Here is a 16,699-nt window from a genome sequence, read left to right as displayed (position 1 = left end):
GGTCACGGCCAGGCCGGTTGCGGACATTGAAACGCCCTCGAACACCGCCCTACCGTTGCGCTGGGTAGCCAGCCGCCAGCCAGCCGAGACCCTCGCTGGACCCGGCGCATCGCCCGAGGCGAACGGAGGCCAGCTCTGTCATGGTCAGCGACCTCATCGACCAGGACGACCGATTCCGCGGCATCCTGGACCGGCTCACGTCAAAGTCAATAGACGACTACTACAACCCGTACCGACTTTTCGAATGGCCGGCCAGCCTGCCGGACGACATGTGGTGGATGAGCCCCGAGCTCACCACCACGCACGGTAGCGAAGCGGCGGCGACGCTGAGCCAGGAACAGCTGTTCGCGTTGTCCAGATACGAAAGTATCAACTTCTACAGCCTCAATGTGCACGGCATACGCGAGTTGCTCATCGAAGTGGTTCGACGCATCCACACGACCGGCTTCGAGACGCCGTCGGAGTTCTTCCACCACTTCATCGGTGAGGAGAACGAGCACATGTGGTTCTTCGCCGAGTTCTGCCTGCGTTACGCCGGACGGATCTATCGCCAGCCCGGCGGAGGTGTCGCGATTCCCTCGGCGCCCTCGCCAAGGGTGGAGAGCCTGCTCGTGTTCGCCAGGATCCTGATCTTCGAGGAACTGGTCGACCACTACAACTCCAGGATGGCGCTGGACGAGCAGCTGCACGAGACCATCCGGGCCATCAACCGGATCCACCATCAGGACGAGTCAAGGCACATCGCGTTCGGCCGGGAGCTGGTCGAGCACATCTTCGACGACGTCCGGCGCACCGCGACCGACCAGGAACTGCTCGACATCTCCTCGTACCTGCGGCGCTACATGGCCTACAGCTTCGAGTCGCTGTTCAACCCGCAGGCCTACCGCGACGCCGGCATCGACCGGCCGCTCGAACTGCGGCGCGCCCTGCTGGACGCCCCGACCAGGGCCGAGGCCGAGCGTCGCGTCTTCCGCAAGACACTGAAGTACCTGGAGAAGACGGGAATCGTGCGATGAACCGACTGACCGGAGTTGACGGGTCGCCGGCGTTGGCGCTGCTCGGCCCCGACGAGACCGCGCTGGTGCGGGAACTCGACAGGATCTTCACCGGCTGGGGTGTCGCGGCCGGCGCGCGCGAGATCAGCGTGCCGCCGCTGTATCCCGTGGCGGACCTGGAGAAGTTCGACGTCTACACCAACTTCCCGCAGCTGGCGCTGGTGTCCGGCCCGCTGGAACTGACCAACGGCACCGGCAAGCCGCTCGACGGGCGCTTCGGCTCGGCGGACCTCCAGGACGCGCGGTACGGACTCCCGCACGCGACCTGCTACGGCGCCTACCTGTACTACGAGGGTTCGCACGTGGACCAGGACACCCTGGTGACGCTGGTGAACCGCTGTTTCCGCAACGAGGAGCGCTACGGCGGCCTGCGGCGGCTGGCGAGCTTCCAGATGCGGGAGATCGTCGCGCTCGGCTCCTTCGAGCACACCCAGGAGGTGATCGCGCGTTTCGGCGCCCGAATCCAGGAGTTCGCCGAGGCGATCTCCCTTCCCCTGGACAAGGTCGCCGCCATCGACCCGTTCTTCCAGGACGACGGGGCCAGGGCGCTGTTGCAACGGCTCAGCCCGGTCAAGCACGAGTTCCAGCACGGCGACCTTGCCATCGCGTCGGTGAACACGCACCGGAACTTCTTCGGCGAGCGCTGCGACATCCGGCTGGCCAGCGAGGAACACGCGTACACCAGCTGCGTCGCCTTCGGCCTCGAACGCTGGCTCACCGTGCTCACCGACCTGCACGACGGGGACCTCGTCGCGGCGCTGGACCTGGTGCGGGCCGCCGACCACCAGGCCCCGTGACGCTGCGGCCCGGCCGCATCGGGATCGACGTCGTCCCGCTCAGCCGCGTGCACGGGCTGATCGTGGACGGCGACGGCGCCGCGCTGCACCGCCTGCTCTCCGCGGCGGAACTGAGCGTCTCGCGCACGCCCGACGGCCTCGACCCCTCCGGCATCGCCGGGCGGCTGGCCGCCAAGGAGGCCGTCTTCAAGCTCTTCCACGCCGCAGGGCAACCGGTCCCCTGGCTCGCCACGGAGATCCTCAAGAGCGCGGGCGGCTGGCCCGAGGTCCGGCTCAGCGGGCGGGCCGCCCGGCTCGCTGAGCTGGCCGGCATCGAGCGCATCGACATCAGCATCACCCACGACGAGGCATACGCCATCGCGGTCGCGGTCTCCGCCGCGCACATCGCCGAACTCTGAGGAGAGACAATGGCTTCGGCAGGTATCGAGAAGGTCCGGGACTGGATTCTCGGACGGCACCCCGAACGCACCGAGCTCGCCGAGGACGTGCGGCTGCTGGACAGCCGCCTAGTCGACTCGCTGTCGTTCGTCGAACTCGTCTACGTCATCGAGGACGCCAGCGGCGCCGAGATCGACTTCGACAGCATCGACCTCGAGGACTTCCAGACCGTCGCCGCGATCGAGCGGGCCTTCTTCGCCCGAGGGGAGTCCTGATCATGGAACCGGTGTCGTACACGGCGCAGTGGATGGCGGCGGCGCGCGCCATCGAGTCGGAGCGGGACGACGCGCTGTTCGTCGACCCGCTGGCCCGCGACCTCGCGGTGCCGCGCGGCTTCGAGCTCATCGACCGGTACGAGGGCGGCGGGCTGCTGCCGTTCATCACCATCCGCACGAAGTTCCTCGACGACAGCATCGCCGAGCTGGACAACGGGATCGCGCAGGTGGTGCTGATCGCGGCCGGCATGGACACCAGGGCGTTCCGGCTGGACTGGCCGGAGGGCACCGTCGTCTACGAGGTCGACCACGGCGCGCTGCTCGCGGAGAAGGACCGCAGGCTCGCCGCGCTCGGCGCGCGGCCGAAGGTGGACCGCAGGGCGGTGCCGGCCGACCTGACTCGGGAATGGTTGCCGGACCTCGAAAAGGCCGGCTTCGACCCGAGCCGCCCGACGCTGTGGGTCGCCGAGGCGCTGACGTTCTTCCTCACCGAGGAGCAGGCCGCCGGACTGCTCGGCACGCTGGGCGGCGCTTCGGCGCCGGGTAGCAGGCTGGCGCTGGACATTCTCGGTCGCGCGCTGCTGCGCAGCCCGTTCTCCAGGACGTTCCTGGACACCCTGCGGGCCGACGGAACGCCGTGGATCTTCGGCACCGACGAGCCGGAGGAGTTCCTCGCCGCCAACGGATGGAAGGTCCGGGAGCTGCGGGAGCCGGGCCAGCCAGGGGTCGGCGAGGGCCGCTGGCCCTACGAGGTGCAGTCAAGGAATCGGCGCGGGGCCAACCGGCTCTGGCTGATCCGCGCCGAGATCGTCGGCCACTGATGCCGGCCACGACGCTGGAGCGGATCGCGTCCTTCCTGCCCGAGCGCAGCGTGCGCATCGAGGAGCTGGGGGAACGCCTCGGGTTGCGCCGCGCCGAGCTCGGCGTGTTCCGCAAGTTCTACGGCCTCAACACGCTTCGCTTCGACCCGGACCTCGATCTGTTCGACCTGCTGCGGCCGGCGGCCAGGGAGGCGTTGGCCGCGCTGCCGGCCGGCCGCAGGGTGGACTACCTCGTGTTCGCGCACACCACGCAGGCGGTCGCGCCGGCCGACGTCGACGTCGCCCAGGTGCTGCGCGAGGACCTCGGGCTCGCCGACACGGAGGCGTTCGGGCTCAGCCACCAGGCCTGCGTCAGCAGCCTCGGCGCGATCGACGTCGCCGCCGAGCTGTTGCGAGCGGAGGGAACCGAGGGCGCGTACGCGCTGATGGTCACCGGGGAACGGGCCTTCTCCCCCGTCGTGCAGCTGATCCCGAACACCTCCATCATGGCCGACGCCTCCTCGGCGTGCCTGGTCACCCTCGACGGCGACGGCGACGTCGTGCACGCCTTCGTGACCAGAACCCTTGGCGAGTACGCGGAATGGCTGCGGCTGAGCCCCGAGGAGAACCATGAGTTCGGCGAGCTATACGGGTCGAGGCTGGCCGAGGTGATCCTCGCGGCGGTCGCCGAGGCCGGGCTGACGTTCGACGACATCGACCTCGTGATCCCGCACAACGTCAACATGTTGGCGTGGCGGCAGACGATCAAGGCGCTGGACGCCGCGCCGGAGAAGTTCTTCCTGGACAACATCGGCAGGCTCAGCCACTGCTTCGCCTCGGACGTGTTCCTCAACTACACGACGCTGCGCGAGGCCGGGCGGCTCGTCGACGGCGGCCGCTACGTGCTGGTCTCGGTCGGCCTCGGCGCGACGTTCGGGGCGATGGTGATCACGCACCGCGGCGGGGGCGGGGACCATGGGTGACCGGGCCGCGGTAGTGGCGGCCATCGGTGGCGCGCTCGGCGACGTCATGGAGCGGGAGGTCCCCGAACTCACCGAGGACACCCGGCTCTTCGAGGACCTGCGGTTGGACTCGTCCTCGATCCTGGAACTGCTGATGCTGGTCGAGGACGCGACCGGCATCACCGTCGACCCGGAGGACCTCGACATGGACCATCTCAAGTCGGTGCGGTCGTTCGCGGACTACGTCGAGTCCCGGCAGGCCGCCGGTACACCGGAGGCCGGCCGATGACCGGGCTGGCGCTGCGCGGGGCCAGCGCCGTGCGCGCACCGCAGGGATCGGGCTACCGTGCCGATCCCGCCGCCCTCGACTTCCTCCGCGACCTCGTCGAACCCTTCGGCGAGAAGGTGAACGAGGACCTGCTCGCCTCGGGCGCGGGCGTCTCGCACCGCGATCTCACCGACCGGTTGACCGAGGACGAGGTCGTCCTCGGCAGCGCGCCGCAGCTCGTCATCGTGGCGCACGCCCTGCCCGACGTGCTGCCGTTCACCGCGGTCGCCCCCTATCTGAGCAAACGCCTCGGTGCCACGGCCACGAGTTTCGCGGTGGCCTCGCAGGGACTGGCCGCGCCGTTCACCGCGCTCCGCATCGCGGCGGCGTTCCACCGCGCCGGCCGCTGCGGGGAGGCGGTGATCGCGGTGCTGGAGCAGACCACGCTGGCGACGCCGTTCTCCTTGGGCGGGGACACCCCGCTGGTGGATTCGGGGGTGGCGCTGGTGTTCGGGGCCGGCGACGGCCCCTCGGTCACGGCCGTGACGGCGGGCTCCTCGGTCGGGGCGGCGGTCGGCGCGCACGCGAACGACCAGGACACCCTGGTGGTGCTCGGCCCGTGGGCCGACCGCGCCGAACTACCCGACGGCCCTGCCGTGCACCAGGTGGCGCCCGGCTCGTACTGCACCAGCGTGTGGCTGGCCCTCGCCGAGCACTGGTCCGCCTGGCGGCAGCGGCATCGGCGGATCCTGTTGTGCGACACCGATCCCCGAACCGGCCGCAGCCACGTCGCCATGTTCGGGACGGCGGGCGGGTAGGGGCCGGGGATGTGGATCGGGGTCGACCTGCTGCGGCTGGGCGAGCTGGACCGGCTGGTGCTGCGGCCGTGGTTTCGCGCCTACGTCTACGACGAGACCGAACTCGCCGTGGCGGACGCGTTCGGCCCCGACCGTCGCCGCGAGTTCCTGGCCGGGCGGTTCGCCGGCAAGGAGGCGGTGCTCAAGGCGATCGGTTCCGGTGCGGCCTGCGGGGTTCGGCCCTGCCAGGTCGCCATCCGGCGCTCGGCCACCGGTGCGCCGGTGGTCGAGCTGGCCGGCGCGGCGGCGGAACGAGCCGCCGCGCTCGGCGTGGCCGAGGTGCGGGTGTCGATCACGCACAAGGGAGATCTCGTGCTGGCGCTGGCCGTGGGAGTGTCCCAGAGCTCCTAAAGCCTGTCCTCACAAGGGAACTAGGAATGTTCGGGCATCGTGGCGAGTCCGGCGACAGGAGCCAGGCTGGCGGCGAGCTCGGTCGCGGCCTCACGGACGCGCGAGGCGAAGTCGGTGTGTTCGGGCTGGTCGGTCCACCGCTCGAACGCGGCCAGGAAGACGGCGATGCCGACCTGCGCGAGTAGCGTCGCCGCCGATGCGGTGGCGCCTCGTTCCCGCAGCGCTTCGGCCAGCGCTTCGGCGACGGCCGCCAGCTTGGTTCGCTCGCGTTCCCGCAGTTCAGAGCTGGAGGCGATGACCGCGCGTCGCTGGGCGGCGTGCGGAACCAGGTCGACGAACAGTTCGCCGGTGTCGACCAGCGCGGCCAGTAGGGCCAGAAAGGGCGGGAGTGTGGCGTCGGCGCGCCGAACGGCGTCGGACATGGCGGCGGGGAGCTGTTCGGATCCGGCGAACAGCACATCGCGCTTGTCGGTGAAGTAGCGGGAGAACGTGCGCCGGGTCAGGCCGGCGCGCTCGGTGATCTGGGTGACGGTGGCGTTGTCGTAGCCGTGCTCCACGAACAGTTCCAGCGCGGCAGCGCGGAGCCGGTCCCTGGCTCTGGGATCCCACCGAGGCATGAGGCGATCCTAGCAGTGATGACTCATTGAGACATCACTGCTACGGTGATGTCTCAATGAGTCATCAGAGCGGTTCTACTCCCGGAGGTTGGACAATGTCCTTGGCAGGCCAGCGCGTCGTCATCATCGGCGGCAGTTCGGGCATGGGGCTGGCGACGGCCAAGGCCGCGGCGGCGGCAGGCGCGTCTGTCACGATCGCGTCGAGTCTGCGGGGGCGATTGGACGCAGCCCTGGCCGAACTGCCCGACACCTGCGACGGGATCGTCACCGACGCACGCGACGAAGCCGCCGTCGCCGCCCTGTTCGACCGCGTCGGCCCGCTGGAGCACCTCGTGTACACGGCGGGCGACGCGCTGGATCAGCGGCCGTTGACCGACCTGCCGCTGGATGAGGCCCGACACCTGTTCGACGTCCGCTTCTGGGGCGTGGTCGCCGCGGTCAAGCACGCGGCGCCCCGGATCAGGCCGGGCGGTTCGATCGTGCTGACGTCGGGGATCGTCGGCGTTCGCCCGACACCAGGCGCGGCGCTGGCGGCCGGCGCCGTCGGCGCCATCGAGGGCTTGGCACGTGGACTGGCCGTCGATCTGGCCCCGATCCGCGTCAACGTGGTTCGACCTGGCCCGATCCGCACGCCGATGTGGGACGGCATTCCGGAGCCGCACCGTGACGCGATGGTCGCCGCGTTCACCGAACGAACGCTCACCAAGGCGGTCGGCGAGGCAGACCAGATCGCCGCGACGAACCTGTACCTGATGCAGAACGGTTTCGTCACCGGCACCGTGCTCACCGTCGACGGAGGCTACATCCTCACCACGAGCTGACCGAGAGTGCCGAGCGCGATCAGACACACCGTGCGACCCACCTCGTCGCGACCGGACGGGACATCTCGGCGGAAACCGGGCCGGACCAGGACTTCGTCTCCTGGCCCGGCCCTTTGCGCGCGCCGGGCACCCTCTTGACAGGTCGGGACGACGGGGCCAAGCTTTCGGCGTCGCGATTAGATAAGAACCTTTCCTAACTAAATAGCCAAGCAGTGGCTGCACTGTCCGACAGCACGTCCGACTAGCTGCGCGAGCCGCAGGCGGGAAGTGACAGATGAAGCGAACAAGAGGGATGCGCCTTGGCTTCGCCTCCGGGCTGGCTCTGGTCGTGTTGGCGGCACTGGGCATACCCACCACACTGGTCTCGACCGGCACCGCCGCGGTGGCCCAGCCGATCGCGCCGGCCGGCGCGGCGCGCGGGCTGACCACGGTCGGCGCCGGCGGCTGGTCGGTGCTGACCAGTTCGACCGCGACCCAGGGCGGCGCGAAGATCTCCGCGCCGGGGTTCAACACCTCGGGCTGGCTGTCGGTCGCGCCGGACGACGCGGGCGCGCCCGGCACCGAGATCGCGGCCCTGTTGCAGAACGGCAAGTGCCCCAACGTGTTCTTCGCCGACAACATGAAGACGTGCTTCGGCTACACGGGCAAGGTCGGGCCGGTCACCGTGCCGCAGTTCAGCGTGCCGTGGTGGTACCGCACCGACTTCACCCCGAACCTGACTGCCGGCCAGGCCGCCTCGCTGATCGTCAACGGCGTGGTCGGCAAGGCCGACGTGTGGGTCAACGGTCACGAGGTGGCCACCAACGCGACCGTCACCGGCGCGTACACCAGGTTCACCTTCGACGTCACCAGCCTGCTCACGTCCGGCACGAACTCGCTGGCCGTCGAGGTCTACCCGAACGATCCCACCACGATGCTCACGGTGGACAACGTGGACTGGAGCCAGATCCCGCCGGACAACAACACCGGCATCCAGTTCCCGATCCAGCTCCAGGTCTCCGACGCGCTGTCGGTCGGCAACGCGCACGTGGTGCAGGACACCGCGGCCAACCTGAGCAGCTCGGCGTTGACGGTGAAGACCGACGTCACCAACTCCACCGCCAGCAGCCAGACCGGCACGGTGGTCGCGACGGTGACCCCGCCTTCGGGCGGCGGATCACCGATCACGGTGCAGCAGAGCGTGACCGTCGCCGCGCACGCGACGCAGACCGTGACGTTCTCGCCGAGCGCGTTCCCCTCGTTGACGATCTCGCAGCCCAAGGTGTGGTGGCCGTACCAGATGGGCGCGCAGCCACTGTACACATTGGACACTTCCGTCGGTGGCGCGTCCGGCAACAGCACGCACGAGACGTTCGGCATCCGCACGGTCGGCACCAGCCTGATCGGCAAGTCGGCCGCGGCCCCCGACGGTGTGCGCCAGTACTCGGTCAACGGCGTGCCGTTTGTGCTGCGCGGCGGCGGCTTCGCCTCCGACATGTTCCTGCGCTACTCCTCGGCCGACGCCGCGCGGCAGATCGCGCTCCTGAAGAACCTCGGCCTCAACACCGTCCGGCTCGAAGGGCACTTCGCGCCGGATGACCTCTACCAGCAGCTGGACGCGGCCGGCATCATGGTCGACGCCGGGTTCCAGTGCTGCGACGCGTGGGAGCCGTCCGGGACGCCGTCGCAGGCCGACCTGAACGTCATGAAGCTGTCCGCGCTGACCATCGGCCAGCACGAGCGCAACCACCCCAGCGTGATCACCCTGAGCTGGAGCGACAACGCGCCGGGCGCGCAGCAGGAAAGCGTGTCGTTGCAGGCGTTCCAGCAGGCCGACTTCGACGTGCCGTTCGTCGCGTCCGCCGAGTACAACAGCGGCCAGTCGCTCGGCCCGTCCGGCGAGAAGGAGGGCCCGTACGACTACGTGCCGCCGAGCTACTGGTACGACACCAGCCACTTCAGCAGCGGCGACTCCACCCGCACCAATGCGGGCGGGTCGTGGGGCCTGGACAGCGAGCAGAGCGCGGGCGACACCATCCCGACGCTGGACTCGATCAACCGGTTCCTGTCGCCGTCCGACCAGGCCAACCTCTGGCAGAACCCGAGCTTCAACCAGTACCACGCGAACTACGAGTCGGGCCACGGCGGCTACAAGTTCGGCACGCTGTTCGTCTTCGACCAGGCGCTGACCAACCGCTACGGCAAGTGGCACGACCTGGCGAGCTACGTGCAGGAAGCCCAGCTACAGAACTACGAGAACACCAGGTCGCAGTTCGAGGCGTTCCTCGCGCACTCCACCAACCAGCCGACGCCGGCGACCGGCACCATCTACTGGCAGGCGAACAAGGGCTGGCCCTCGCTGCTGTGGACCCTGTTCAACAGCGACGGCGACCAGGCCGGCAGCTTCTTCGGCGCGAAGAAGGCGAACGAGACGCTGCACGCGATCCTGGCCCAGGACAACAACACCGTCGTGCTGGACAACCTCGGCAGCGCGACGCAGTCCGGGCTCTCGGTGGAGTCCAAGGTCTACAACACCAATGGCGCGGTGCTCGACGACCAGACCGCCAGCGGCATCAGCCTGGCCGGCCAGCAGGTCAGGACGTCCGTGCTGTCCGCCAAGGTGCCCTCCAGCGCGCCGGGCAACGTGTACTTCGTCGAGCTGCTGCTCAAGCAGAACGGGACCGTCGTCGACCGCAACGTGTACTGGCAGTCCACCAAGCAGGACGTGGTGAACTGGACGTCCACGCTGGGTCAGCCGCAGGCGACGATGACGCAGTACGCCGACCTCAGCGGGCTCAATTCGTTGGCACAGGCCAAGATCTCCGCGACGGCGACGTCCTCGGCGCAGCCAGGCTCGAACGGCGCTGACCGGGTCGCCAAGGTGACCGTCACCAACACCTCCAGCACGCCGACCGTCGGCTTCTTCCTGCGGGCGGACCTGCGGCGCGGCACCGGCGGCGGCGCGGAGCTGCCCGGTGACAACCAGGTCGCCTCGGCCCTGTGGGACGACAACGACGTCACGCTGTGGCCGGGCGAGTCGCAGACGCTCAGCGTCGGCTACCGGTCCGCCGATCTGGCCGGCGCCACCCCGGTGATCAGCGTGTCCGGCAACAACGTGGCGAAGGTCGACGTCGTGGCAGGCGGCGGCACGCCGACCCCTGCCGTGCCGAGCGGCCTGACCGTGACCGGCGCGACGAACTCCAGCATCGACCTGTCCTGGACCGAGAACAACAACGCCGACCCCGCGGCCTCCTACAAGGTCTACGAGGGCGGCACGGTCGTCGCCACTCCGACGGGCACCTCGGCCAGCATCGGCGGCCTCGCGGCCGGCAGCACCCACACCTACACCGTGGCCGCGGTCGACGCGGCCGGCGCGGAGTCGGCACAGAGCGCGTCGGCCACCGGCACGACCTCCGGCGGGGCGACGGCACCCGCCGTGCCGAGCGGCCTGACCGTCACCGGCAGCACCGACACCTCTCTCGGCCTGTCCTGGACGGAGAACAACAACGCCGACCCGGCGGCGTCCTACAAGGTCTACGAGGGCGGCACGGTCGTCGCCACACCCACGACGACCTCCGCGACCATCACGGGCCTCGCCGCCGGCAGCACGCACACCCACACCGTCACCGCCGTTGACAGCGCCGGCAACGAGTCCGCGCACAGCGCCTCGGCCACCGGCACCACCACCTCGCCGACCGGCGCGATCACCAACGGCGGCTTCGAATCCGGCGACTTCACCGGCTGGACCCGCACCGGCACCACGAACATCACCACGGCGGGCCCGCACAGCGGCACCCACGCGGCCATGCTCGGCGCCAAGTCCCCGACCAACGGGGACTCCACGGTGAAGCAGACCTTCACCGTGCCTGCCGGGGCGACGCAACTCTCCTTCTACTACAGCATTACCTGCCCCGACGAGGTCAGGTACGACTGGGCCACGGCGAAGCTGAAGGACAACACCACCGGAGTCACCACGGCGCCGCTGGCCAAGACCTGCACCAACGGCGCCGGCTGGAAGCCCGTGACAGCGGCGGTGACCGCAGGCCACTCCTACACGCTGACCCTGGTCAGCCACGACGAGAACAGCCCGGGAGACGCGACCTACACGCTCTACGACGACGTCACCATCAACGGCGCCGTGCCTCGGGTGTCACCCATGCGGGCGGCCTGACCGCCCGCGCCGCCGGCCACCCGAATGCGGACGGGTGGCCGGCGGCGCCCTGGACCGGCCGACGAGCGGCCGGCCCCGGGTGTCGGGATCAGACCAGGTCGTACCGGTCGAGGTTCATGACCTTGTCCCACGCCGCGACGAAGTCGTGCGCGAACTTCTCCCTGGCGTCGTCGCTCGCGTAGACCTCCGCGAGCGCACGCAGTTCGGAGTTCGAGCCGAAGACGAGGTCGGCGCGGCTACCGGTCCACTTGACCTCGCCCGTGGCGGCGTCGCGGCCCTCGAAGGTCTCCGCGTCCTCGGACGTCGCCTTCCACACGATGCCCATGTCGAGCAGGTTCGTGAAGAAGTCGTTGGTCAGCGACCCCGGCGTGGCGGTGAGGACGCCGAGCGGGGACTGCTTGGCGTTGGCGCCGAGGACGCGCAGGCCACCCACGAGGACAGTCAGCTCCGGCGCGCTCAGGGTGAGCAGGTTCGCGCGGTCGACCAGGAGGTACTCGGCCGGCAGCCGGTTGCCCTTGCCCCGGTAGTTGCGGAACCCGTCGGCGGCCGGCTCGAGCGCGGCGAACGACTCGGCGTCCGTCTGCTCCTGCGACGCGTCCGTGCGACCGGGCGCGAAGGGGACCTGCACGTCGAGGCCGGCGTTCTTGGCGGCCTGCTCGACCCCGGCGCACCCGCCGAGCACGATGAGGTCGGCGAGCGAGATCTTCTTGCCGCCCGCGGCGTTGAAGGACTCCTGGATCCCCTCCAGCGTCCGCAACACCGAGGCCAGCGCCTCGGGGTCGTTGACCTCCCAGCCGCGCTGGGGCTCGAGGCGGATGCGCGCACCGTTCGCCCCGCCGCGCTTGTCACTCCCCCGGAACGTCGAGGCCGACGCCCACGCGGTCGAGACGAGCTGGGCAACCGACAGGCCCGAGTCGAGCAGCTGGCCCTTGAGCGCGGCGATCTCCTCGGCCCCGACCAGCTCATGGTCAACGGCGGGGATGGGGTCCTGCCAGAGCAGCGTCTCCTGCGGGACCAGCGGCCCGAGGTAGCGCTGGATCGGGCCCATGTCGCGGTGCGTCAGCTTGAACCACGCGCGCGCGAACGCGTCGGCGAACTGGTCGGGGTGCTCGAAGAAGCGCCGCGAGATGGGCTCGTAGACCGGGTCGAGCCGCAGGGCCAGGTCGGTCGTCAGCATCGTCGGCGGCCGGGACAGCGAGCCGTCCTCGGGGTCCGGCACGGTGTTGGCGCCCGCGCCGTCCTTGGGCTGCCACTGGTGGGCGCCCGCGGGGCTGGTGGTCAGCTCCCACTCGTAGTTGAACAGGTTCGCGAAGAAGCTGTTGCTCCACTTGGTCGGCGTGGCGGTCCAGGTGACCTCGAGGCCGCTGGTGATCGCGTCGCGGCCCTTGCCGCTGCCGAAGCTGTTCTTCCAGCCAAGGCCCTGCTCCTCCAGCGGGGCGCCCTCGGGCTCGGGGCCGACGTGCGGATTCGGGTCGGCCGCGCCGTGGGTCTTGCCGAAGGTGTGGCCGCCCGCGATCAGCGCGACGGTCTCCTCGTCGTTCATCGCCATGCGCCCGAACGTCTCGCGGATGTCGCGGGCCGCGGCGAGCGGGTCGGGGACGCCGTTGGGGCCCTCCGGGTTGACGTAGATGAGGCCCATCTGCACGGCGGCCAGCGGGTTCTCCAGCTCGCGGTCGCCGGTGTAGCGCTTGTCGCCGAGCCAGGTGGTCTCCGGGCCCCAGTAGACGTCCTCGTCGGGCTCCCAGACGTCCGCCCGGCCGCCGGCGAAGCCGAAGGTCGTGAAGCCCATCGTCTCGAGCGCGCGGTTGCCAGCGAAGATCATCAGGTCGGCCCACGAGACCGTGCGGCCGTACTTCTTCTTCACCGGCCACAGCAGCCTGCGCGCCTTGTCGAGGTTCCCGTTGTCGGGCCAGCTGTTCAGCGGCGCGAAGCGCTGCATGCCGGCGCCGGCGCCGCCTCGGCCGTCGTGGATGCGGTAGGTGCCGGCGCTGTGCCACGCCATCCGGATCATCAGCGGCCCGTAGTGGCCGAAGTCGGCGGGCCACCAGTCCTGCGAGGTGGTCAGCACCTCGTCGACGTCGCGGGCGAGCGCGTCCAGGTCGACGGTGTTGAACGCGGCGACGTAGTCGAAGTCCTCGCCCATGGGGTTGGCCACGGCGGGGTGCTTCCGAAGGATCTTCAGGTTGAGCTGGTTCGGCCACCACTCACGGTTGCTCCCGCCCTCGGTCGGGTGCGTGAAGCGCCCGCCGGTGACCGGACACTGGCCGGCACCTTCCTCGTTCAGCTCTCCAACAACGGCGTCAGGACTGTCAGACACGGGAAACCTTCCGGGATCAAGGGATGTTGCGCTCAGGAACTCGGTGCGGTGGAGCAGTCGGGGCACAGGCCCCAGTACACGACCTCGGCCTCGTCGATCGTGAAACCGTGGTCGTCGGACGCCGTTAAGCAGGGAGTCGAGCCGACCGCGCAGTCCACGTCGGCGATGGCACCGCACGACCGGCACACGACGTGGTGGTGGTTGTCGGCGACCCGCGACTCGTAGCGCGCCACGGAACCCGTCGGCTGGATGCGGCGCACCAGTCCGGCGGCGGTCAGTGCGCGCAGCACGTCGTAGACCGCCTGGTGGGACACCTCGCTGAGATCCGCGCGCACCACACCGATGATCGAGTCCGTGTCGGCGTGCGGATGGCCGTACACCGCCGTGAGCACGGCCACGCGGGGCCGCGTCACGCGCAGCTGGGCCCCCCGCAACATGCGCTCGAAGTCCGATGTCGTGGGCACGTCCCGGAGTGTGCCCCATTTTCTGGAATCAATCAAGAATGGCACGCCGGAGACCACCCCATCAGGTCTCCGGCGTGCCGGCCGTGCGTATCAGGCGGATAGGTCAGCCGTGCAGGTCAGGCGTGCGGGGTCAGCCCAGGACCCGCACCTCCAGGACCGGCGAGGCCGCGATCTGGTCCTCGGTGAACCGTTCGGTCACCCACTGACCGGCCGAGAACAGCTTCGTCTGGTCGGCGTAGTGCGGTGAGTTCGGGTTGGCCGACTGCGAGTAGGTCAGCACCGAGGACGCCTGCGGCGGGCCGTCGGCGGTGAAGGCCACCTGCTGGATGAAGCTGGACCCGAAGGTGACGTCCTGCGTGCCGTCGGCGCCCTTGCCCGAGTCGATCACGTTCAGCACGCCGAGGGCGGCCAGCGAGCCGTGGATCGGGATCTGCTCACCGTTGCGGGTGACCCGCTGGACCTCCGACAGCGAGGCGTCGAGCCGGACGCCGGCGTTGCGCAGCGCGAGCACGGCGCGGGCGAGCGCATCGCGCAGCGCCGAGTTCCCGCCGTCCAGCGAGTTGGGCGTGTGCACAGGATCCTTGGGGTCGAAGGGCACCTGCCACGGCACGGTCCCGCTGAGCAGGTACATCCAGTAGTTCGCGAACAGCACGGATCCCCTGCTGTCCAGGGTGTAGCTGTGGTCCTTCCAGGCGGCCAGGATCGGGCACGCCTCACTCACGTTGACCAGGGTGCCGTCCACGAAGACGAGTCCCCCGAACAGTCCCTGACACATCGCCACCGTCGTGTCCAGGGCAAGGTCGCCCGCCCTGCTGTGGTCGGCGAACAGCAACTGCCGCAGGTTCTCGGGGGTGAATCCCTTGCCCGGCAGGCCATCCGTGCCGTTGATCCGGTTCTGCGCGGTGAGGATCAGCTGCTGGGTCCGCAGCGACCGGGCGTTCGACGCGTCGCCCATCACCCTCGGGTAGGACAGCGGCTGCTCGGGGTTCGCCAGCCACGGGCTGTCGTTGGCGTTGCCGACGAAGTCCGACCGGATCAGGCGTGGCTGCGCGTGCGGGTCCAGCAGCCCCGGCGCGACGGCGTTCGGGTCGTCGGGCCAGTCGCACTCGCTGCGCTTGCCGTCGAAGATGGAGATCGGCGGCACGTTGTTCAGCGGTGACTGGTTGAACAGCACCTGGCCCGTCAGGGTGAGGCAGGACTGCGCGTGCGCGTCGGTGATGTTCGGCGCGGCCTGGATGTCCGCGTACAGAGCGTTGCCGGTGCGGTCGGTGGCGACGGTGTTGAAGAACGGGACGCCCTGGGTGGCCTCCAGGGTGTGCACCACCTCGTGCACGTCCTTGGCCTGGTCGAGGTGGAACCAGGTGTTCAACGCCCGCAGGTTGTCCATGTTCACGTCGCGCACCGCGTGCGCGCTGACCACCCAGGGCAACATAACCCCTTGCAGGGACGTGGTGATCGGGCCGTAGCGGGTGGCCCACAGCGTCCTGGTGACCCGGCCGAGCGAGCCGTCCTTGTTCAGCACATCGACGCCGACCTGCTGCGAGGTCATGTCCACCCAGTTGCCGTCCACCAGGTACTTGGTGGGGTGCAACGGATCCACCTGCACGTCGAACAGCCCGAACGGGGCCACCGTGGCGACGGTGTGGCTCCAGGCGACGTCGTTGTTGTGCCCGATGTTCACCGCGGGCAGCCCGAGCAGGCTGGCCCCGGACACGTTGATCTTGCCGGGGATCGTCAGCTGGCTCTGCCACATCCGGTTCTTGCCCTGCCAGGGAAAGTGCGGGTTGGCCAGCAGCATGCCGGTGCCGCCGGACACGCCCTGCGAACCGACCGCAAGGGCGTTGCTGCCCATGGTTTCCTTGTGGCTGGCGGCCATCGCGTCGGCGAGCTGCCTGCCGACCTCGTCCGCCGGGCGCGCCTGCTGCGATGCGGACGACCCAAAGGCAGGCGCCGCGGTGACCTCGCCGTCCAGCAGCGGGTCGGCGGTGCCCATGATGATCTCGGCGTGCGCGTGCCGGTAGACCTCCAGCTCCGAGATCGGCCGGACCCAGGCGGCGCCCCGGCAGGCCGGGTCGGAGATGTTGGCCGCCCCCGTCTCGGCCAGGTACCTGTTGTATCCCTGGACATAGCCGCGAATGGCGTCCTTCACCTCCGGCTCCGGCCCGGCGGGGGCCGGTTGGTCGAGCAGCCGCTCGACCACGCGGTTGTCGTTGATCCGCTGGAAGTACAGGTCGCTGTTGAGGTTGCTGGTGGTGTTCTGGTTCTGCCCGGGGCTCGCCCTGCCGTCGGGCCCCAGGTACCTGGACCGCTGCGCGTCGACCATCAGGTACGTGTCGGCCAGGGTGCAGATGTTGTCCTTGGCGGCGGCATACCCGTAGCCCTCACCGAGCCCCGCCCAGCCCGCCGCGATGATGTGCGGAATGCCGTACTCGGTGTAGCGGATCGTCGGCCGGTCCGGCGCGCCGTCGGCGGCCGCCGACCGCACCACCACCGTGCCCGTGACCGCCATCGTGGCCAGCGCCAGCACGGCCGCCGCGACCGCCATCGGCGGTCTCGGACTCCCTCTCCTCCTGCGCGACATCGAGCC

The 16,699-nt window shown here is 69.8% G+C and carries 15 protein-coding genes; 11 read left to right on the top strand and 4 right to left on the bottom strand.

Going from position 1 to position 16,699, the window contains the following annotated elements; translation table 11 throughout:
• The first annotated feature begins 140 nt into the window (after positions 1 to 140).
• From F0L68_RS08165 to F0L68_RS08125, 9 genes are read left to right on the top strand one after another with little or no spacing between them, the layout of a single operon-like run.
• Entirely contained in the window at positions 141 to 1,016 is an 876-nt protein-coding gene (locus F0L68_RS08165) for a diiron oxygenase (RefSeq protein ID WP_149848867.1), read from the top strand.
• On the top strand, positions 1,013 to 1,852 hold the full coding sequence (locus tag F0L68_RS08160) for a class-II aminoacyl-tRNA synthetase family protein (RefSeq protein WP_149848866.1): 840 nt from the start codon (positions 1,013 to 1,015) through the stop codon (positions 1,850 to 1,852). The genes F0L68_RS08165 and F0L68_RS08160 overlap by 4 nt, the downstream gene beginning before the upstream one ends.
• Positions 1,849 to 2,250: a holo-ACP synthase gene (locus tag F0L68_RS08155; RefSeq protein WP_149848865.1), complete on the top strand. Its 402-nt coding sequence runs from the start codon at positions 1,849 to 1,851 to the stop codon at positions 2,248 to 2,250. The genes F0L68_RS08160 and F0L68_RS08155 overlap by 4 nt, the downstream gene beginning before the upstream one ends.
• 9 nt (positions 2,251 to 2,259) lie before the next feature.
• Positions 2,260 to 2,505, top strand: coding sequence for an acyl carrier protein (locus tag F0L68_RS08150; RefSeq protein ID WP_149848864.1), 246 nt, complete (start codon positions 2,260 to 2,262; stop codon positions 2,503 to 2,505).
• A gap of 2 nt (positions 2,506 to 2,507) precedes the next feature.
• Positions 2,508 to 3,326 (top strand): SAM-dependent methyltransferase, encoded by an 819-nt coding sequence (locus F0L68_RS08145; protein WP_149848863.1) that lies wholly within the window; start codon positions 2,508 to 2,510, stop codon positions 3,324 to 3,326.
• On the top strand, positions 3,326 to 4,288 hold the full coding sequence (locus F0L68_RS08140) for a 3-oxoacyl-[acyl-carrier-protein] synthase III C-terminal domain-containing protein (RefSeq protein ID WP_188316457.1): 963 nt from the start codon (positions 3,326 to 3,328) through the stop codon (positions 4,286 to 4,288). The genes F0L68_RS08145 and F0L68_RS08140 overlap by 1 nt, the downstream gene beginning before the upstream one ends.
• The gene (locus F0L68_RS08135; RefSeq protein WP_149848862.1) at positions 4,281 to 4,556 is read left to right on the top strand and encodes an acyl carrier protein; all 276 of its coding nucleotides are present in this window, start codon (positions 4,281 to 4,283) and stop codon (positions 4,554 to 4,556) included. Before F0L68_RS08140 ends, F0L68_RS08135 begins: the two co-directional genes overlap by 8 nt.
• On the top strand, positions 4,553 to 5,353 hold the full coding sequence (locus F0L68_RS08130; RefSeq protein WP_149848861.1) for a hypothetical protein: 801 nt from the start codon (positions 4,553 to 4,555) through the stop codon (positions 5,351 to 5,353). Before F0L68_RS08135 ends, F0L68_RS08130 begins: the two co-directional genes overlap by 4 nt.
• 9 nt (positions 5,354 to 5,362) lie before the next feature.
• Positions 5,363 to 5,743, top strand: coding sequence for a holo-ACP synthase (locus tag F0L68_RS08125; RefSeq protein WP_149848860.1), 381 nt, complete (start codon positions 5,363 to 5,365; stop codon positions 5,741 to 5,743).
• A gap of 20 nt (positions 5,744 to 5,763) precedes the next feature.
• On the opposite strand, the gene F0L68_RS08120 is transcribed toward F0L68_RS08125, so the two are convergent.
• Positions 5,764 to 6,360, bottom strand: a complete 597-nt coding sequence (locus F0L68_RS08120; RefSeq protein WP_149848859.1) for a TetR family transcriptional regulator — start codon at positions 6,358 to 6,360, stop codon at positions 5,764 to 5,766.
• Positions 6,361 to 6,455: 95 nt separating this feature from the next.
• On the opposite strand from F0L68_RS08120, the gene F0L68_RS08115 reads away from it, so the two are divergent.
• Together F0L68_RS08115 and F0L68_RS08110 are read left to right on the top strand one after the other, a co-directional pair.
• The gene (locus tag F0L68_RS08115) at positions 6,456 to 7,181 is read left to right on the top strand and encodes an SDR family oxidoreductase (protein WP_149848858.1); all 726 of its coding nucleotides are present in this window, start codon (positions 6,456 to 6,458) and stop codon (positions 7,179 to 7,181) included.
• 274 nt (positions 7,182 to 7,455) lie between these two features.
• Entirely contained in the window at positions 7,456 to 11,331 is a 3,876-nt protein-coding gene (locus F0L68_RS08110) for a fibronectin type III domain-containing protein (protein ID WP_223198594.1), read from the top strand.
• A gap of 88 nt (positions 11,332 to 11,419) precedes the next feature.
• On the opposite strand, the gene katG is transcribed toward F0L68_RS08110, so the two are convergent.
• The 3 genes from katG to F0L68_RS08095 all read right to left on the bottom strand — a co-directional run bounded on the left by katG (position 11,420) and on the right by F0L68_RS08095 (position 16,657).
• Complete coding sequence (gene katG, locus F0L68_RS08105; RefSeq protein ID WP_149848857.1) at positions 11,420 to 13,648, bottom strand: catalase/peroxidase HPI; 2,229 nt, start codon at positions 13,646 to 13,648, stop codon at positions 11,420 to 11,422.
• A gap of 32 nt (positions 13,649 to 13,680) precedes the next feature.
• Positions 13,681 to 14,112, bottom strand: a complete 432-nt coding sequence (locus tag F0L68_RS08100) for a Fur family transcriptional regulator (protein ID WP_149848856.1) — start codon at positions 14,110 to 14,112, stop codon at positions 13,681 to 13,683.
• A gap of 130 nt (positions 14,113 to 14,242) precedes the next feature.
• Complete coding sequence (locus F0L68_RS08095; RefSeq protein ID WP_223198593.1) at positions 14,243 to 16,657, bottom strand: penicillin acylase family protein; 2,415 nt, start codon at positions 16,655 to 16,657, stop codon at positions 14,243 to 14,245.
• Positions 16,658 to 16,699 lie beyond the last annotated feature (42 nt).

It is taken from the genome of Solihabitans fulvus (genome assembly GCF_008386585.1).
Classification (GTDB): Bacteria; Actinomycetota; Actinomycetes; order Mycobacteriales; family Pseudonocardiaceae; genus Solihabitans; species Solihabitans fulvus.
This window is presented reverse-complemented; position numbering and strand designations above follow the sequence as displayed.

Coding starts and splice junctions, on each gene's coding strand:
- F0L68_RS08165 (WP_149848867.1), top strand. CDS start 141: ATGGTCAGCGACCTCATCGACCAGGACGACCGATTCCGCGGCATCCTG.
- F0L68_RS08160 (WP_149848866.1), top strand. CDS start 1,013: ATGAACCGACTGACCGGAGTTGACGGGTCGCCGGCGTTGGCGCTGCTC.
- F0L68_RS08150 (WP_149848864.1), top strand. CDS start 2,260: ATGGCTTCGGCAGGTATCGAGAAGGTCCGGGACTGGATTCTCGGACGG.
- F0L68_RS08145 (WP_149848863.1), top strand. CDS start 2,508: ATGGAACCGGTGTCGTACACGGCGCAGTGGATGGCGGCGGCGCGCGCC.
- F0L68_RS08140 (WP_188316457.1), top strand. CDS start 3,326: ATGCCGGCCACGACGCTGGAGCGGATCGCGTCCTTCCTGCCCGAGCGC.
- F0L68_RS08135 (WP_149848862.1), top strand. CDS start 4,281: ATGGGTGACCGGGCCGCGGTAGTGGCGGCCATCGGTGGCGCGCTCGGC.
- F0L68_RS08130 (WP_149848861.1), top strand. CDS start 4,553: ATGACCGGGCTGGCGCTGCGCGGGGCCAGCGCCGTGCGCGCACCGCAG.
- F0L68_RS08125 (WP_149848860.1), top strand. CDS start 5,363: ATGTGGATCGGGGTCGACCTGCTGCGGCTGGGCGAGCTGGACCGGCTG.
- F0L68_RS08120 (WP_149848859.1), bottom strand. CDS start 6,360: ATGCCTCGGTGGGATCCCAGAGCCAGGGACCGGCTCCGCGCTGCCGCG.
- F0L68_RS08115 (WP_149848858.1), top strand. CDS start 6,456: ATGTCCTTGGCAGGCCAGCGCGTCGTCATCATCGGCGGCAGTTCGGGC.
- F0L68_RS08110 (WP_223198594.1), top strand. CDS start 7,456: ATGAAGCGAACAAGAGGGATGCGCCTTGGCTTCGCCTCCGGGCTGGCT.
- F0L68_RS08095 (WP_223198593.1), bottom strand. CDS start 16,657: ATGGCGGTCGCGGCGGCCGTGCTGGCGCTGGCCACGATGGCGGTCACG.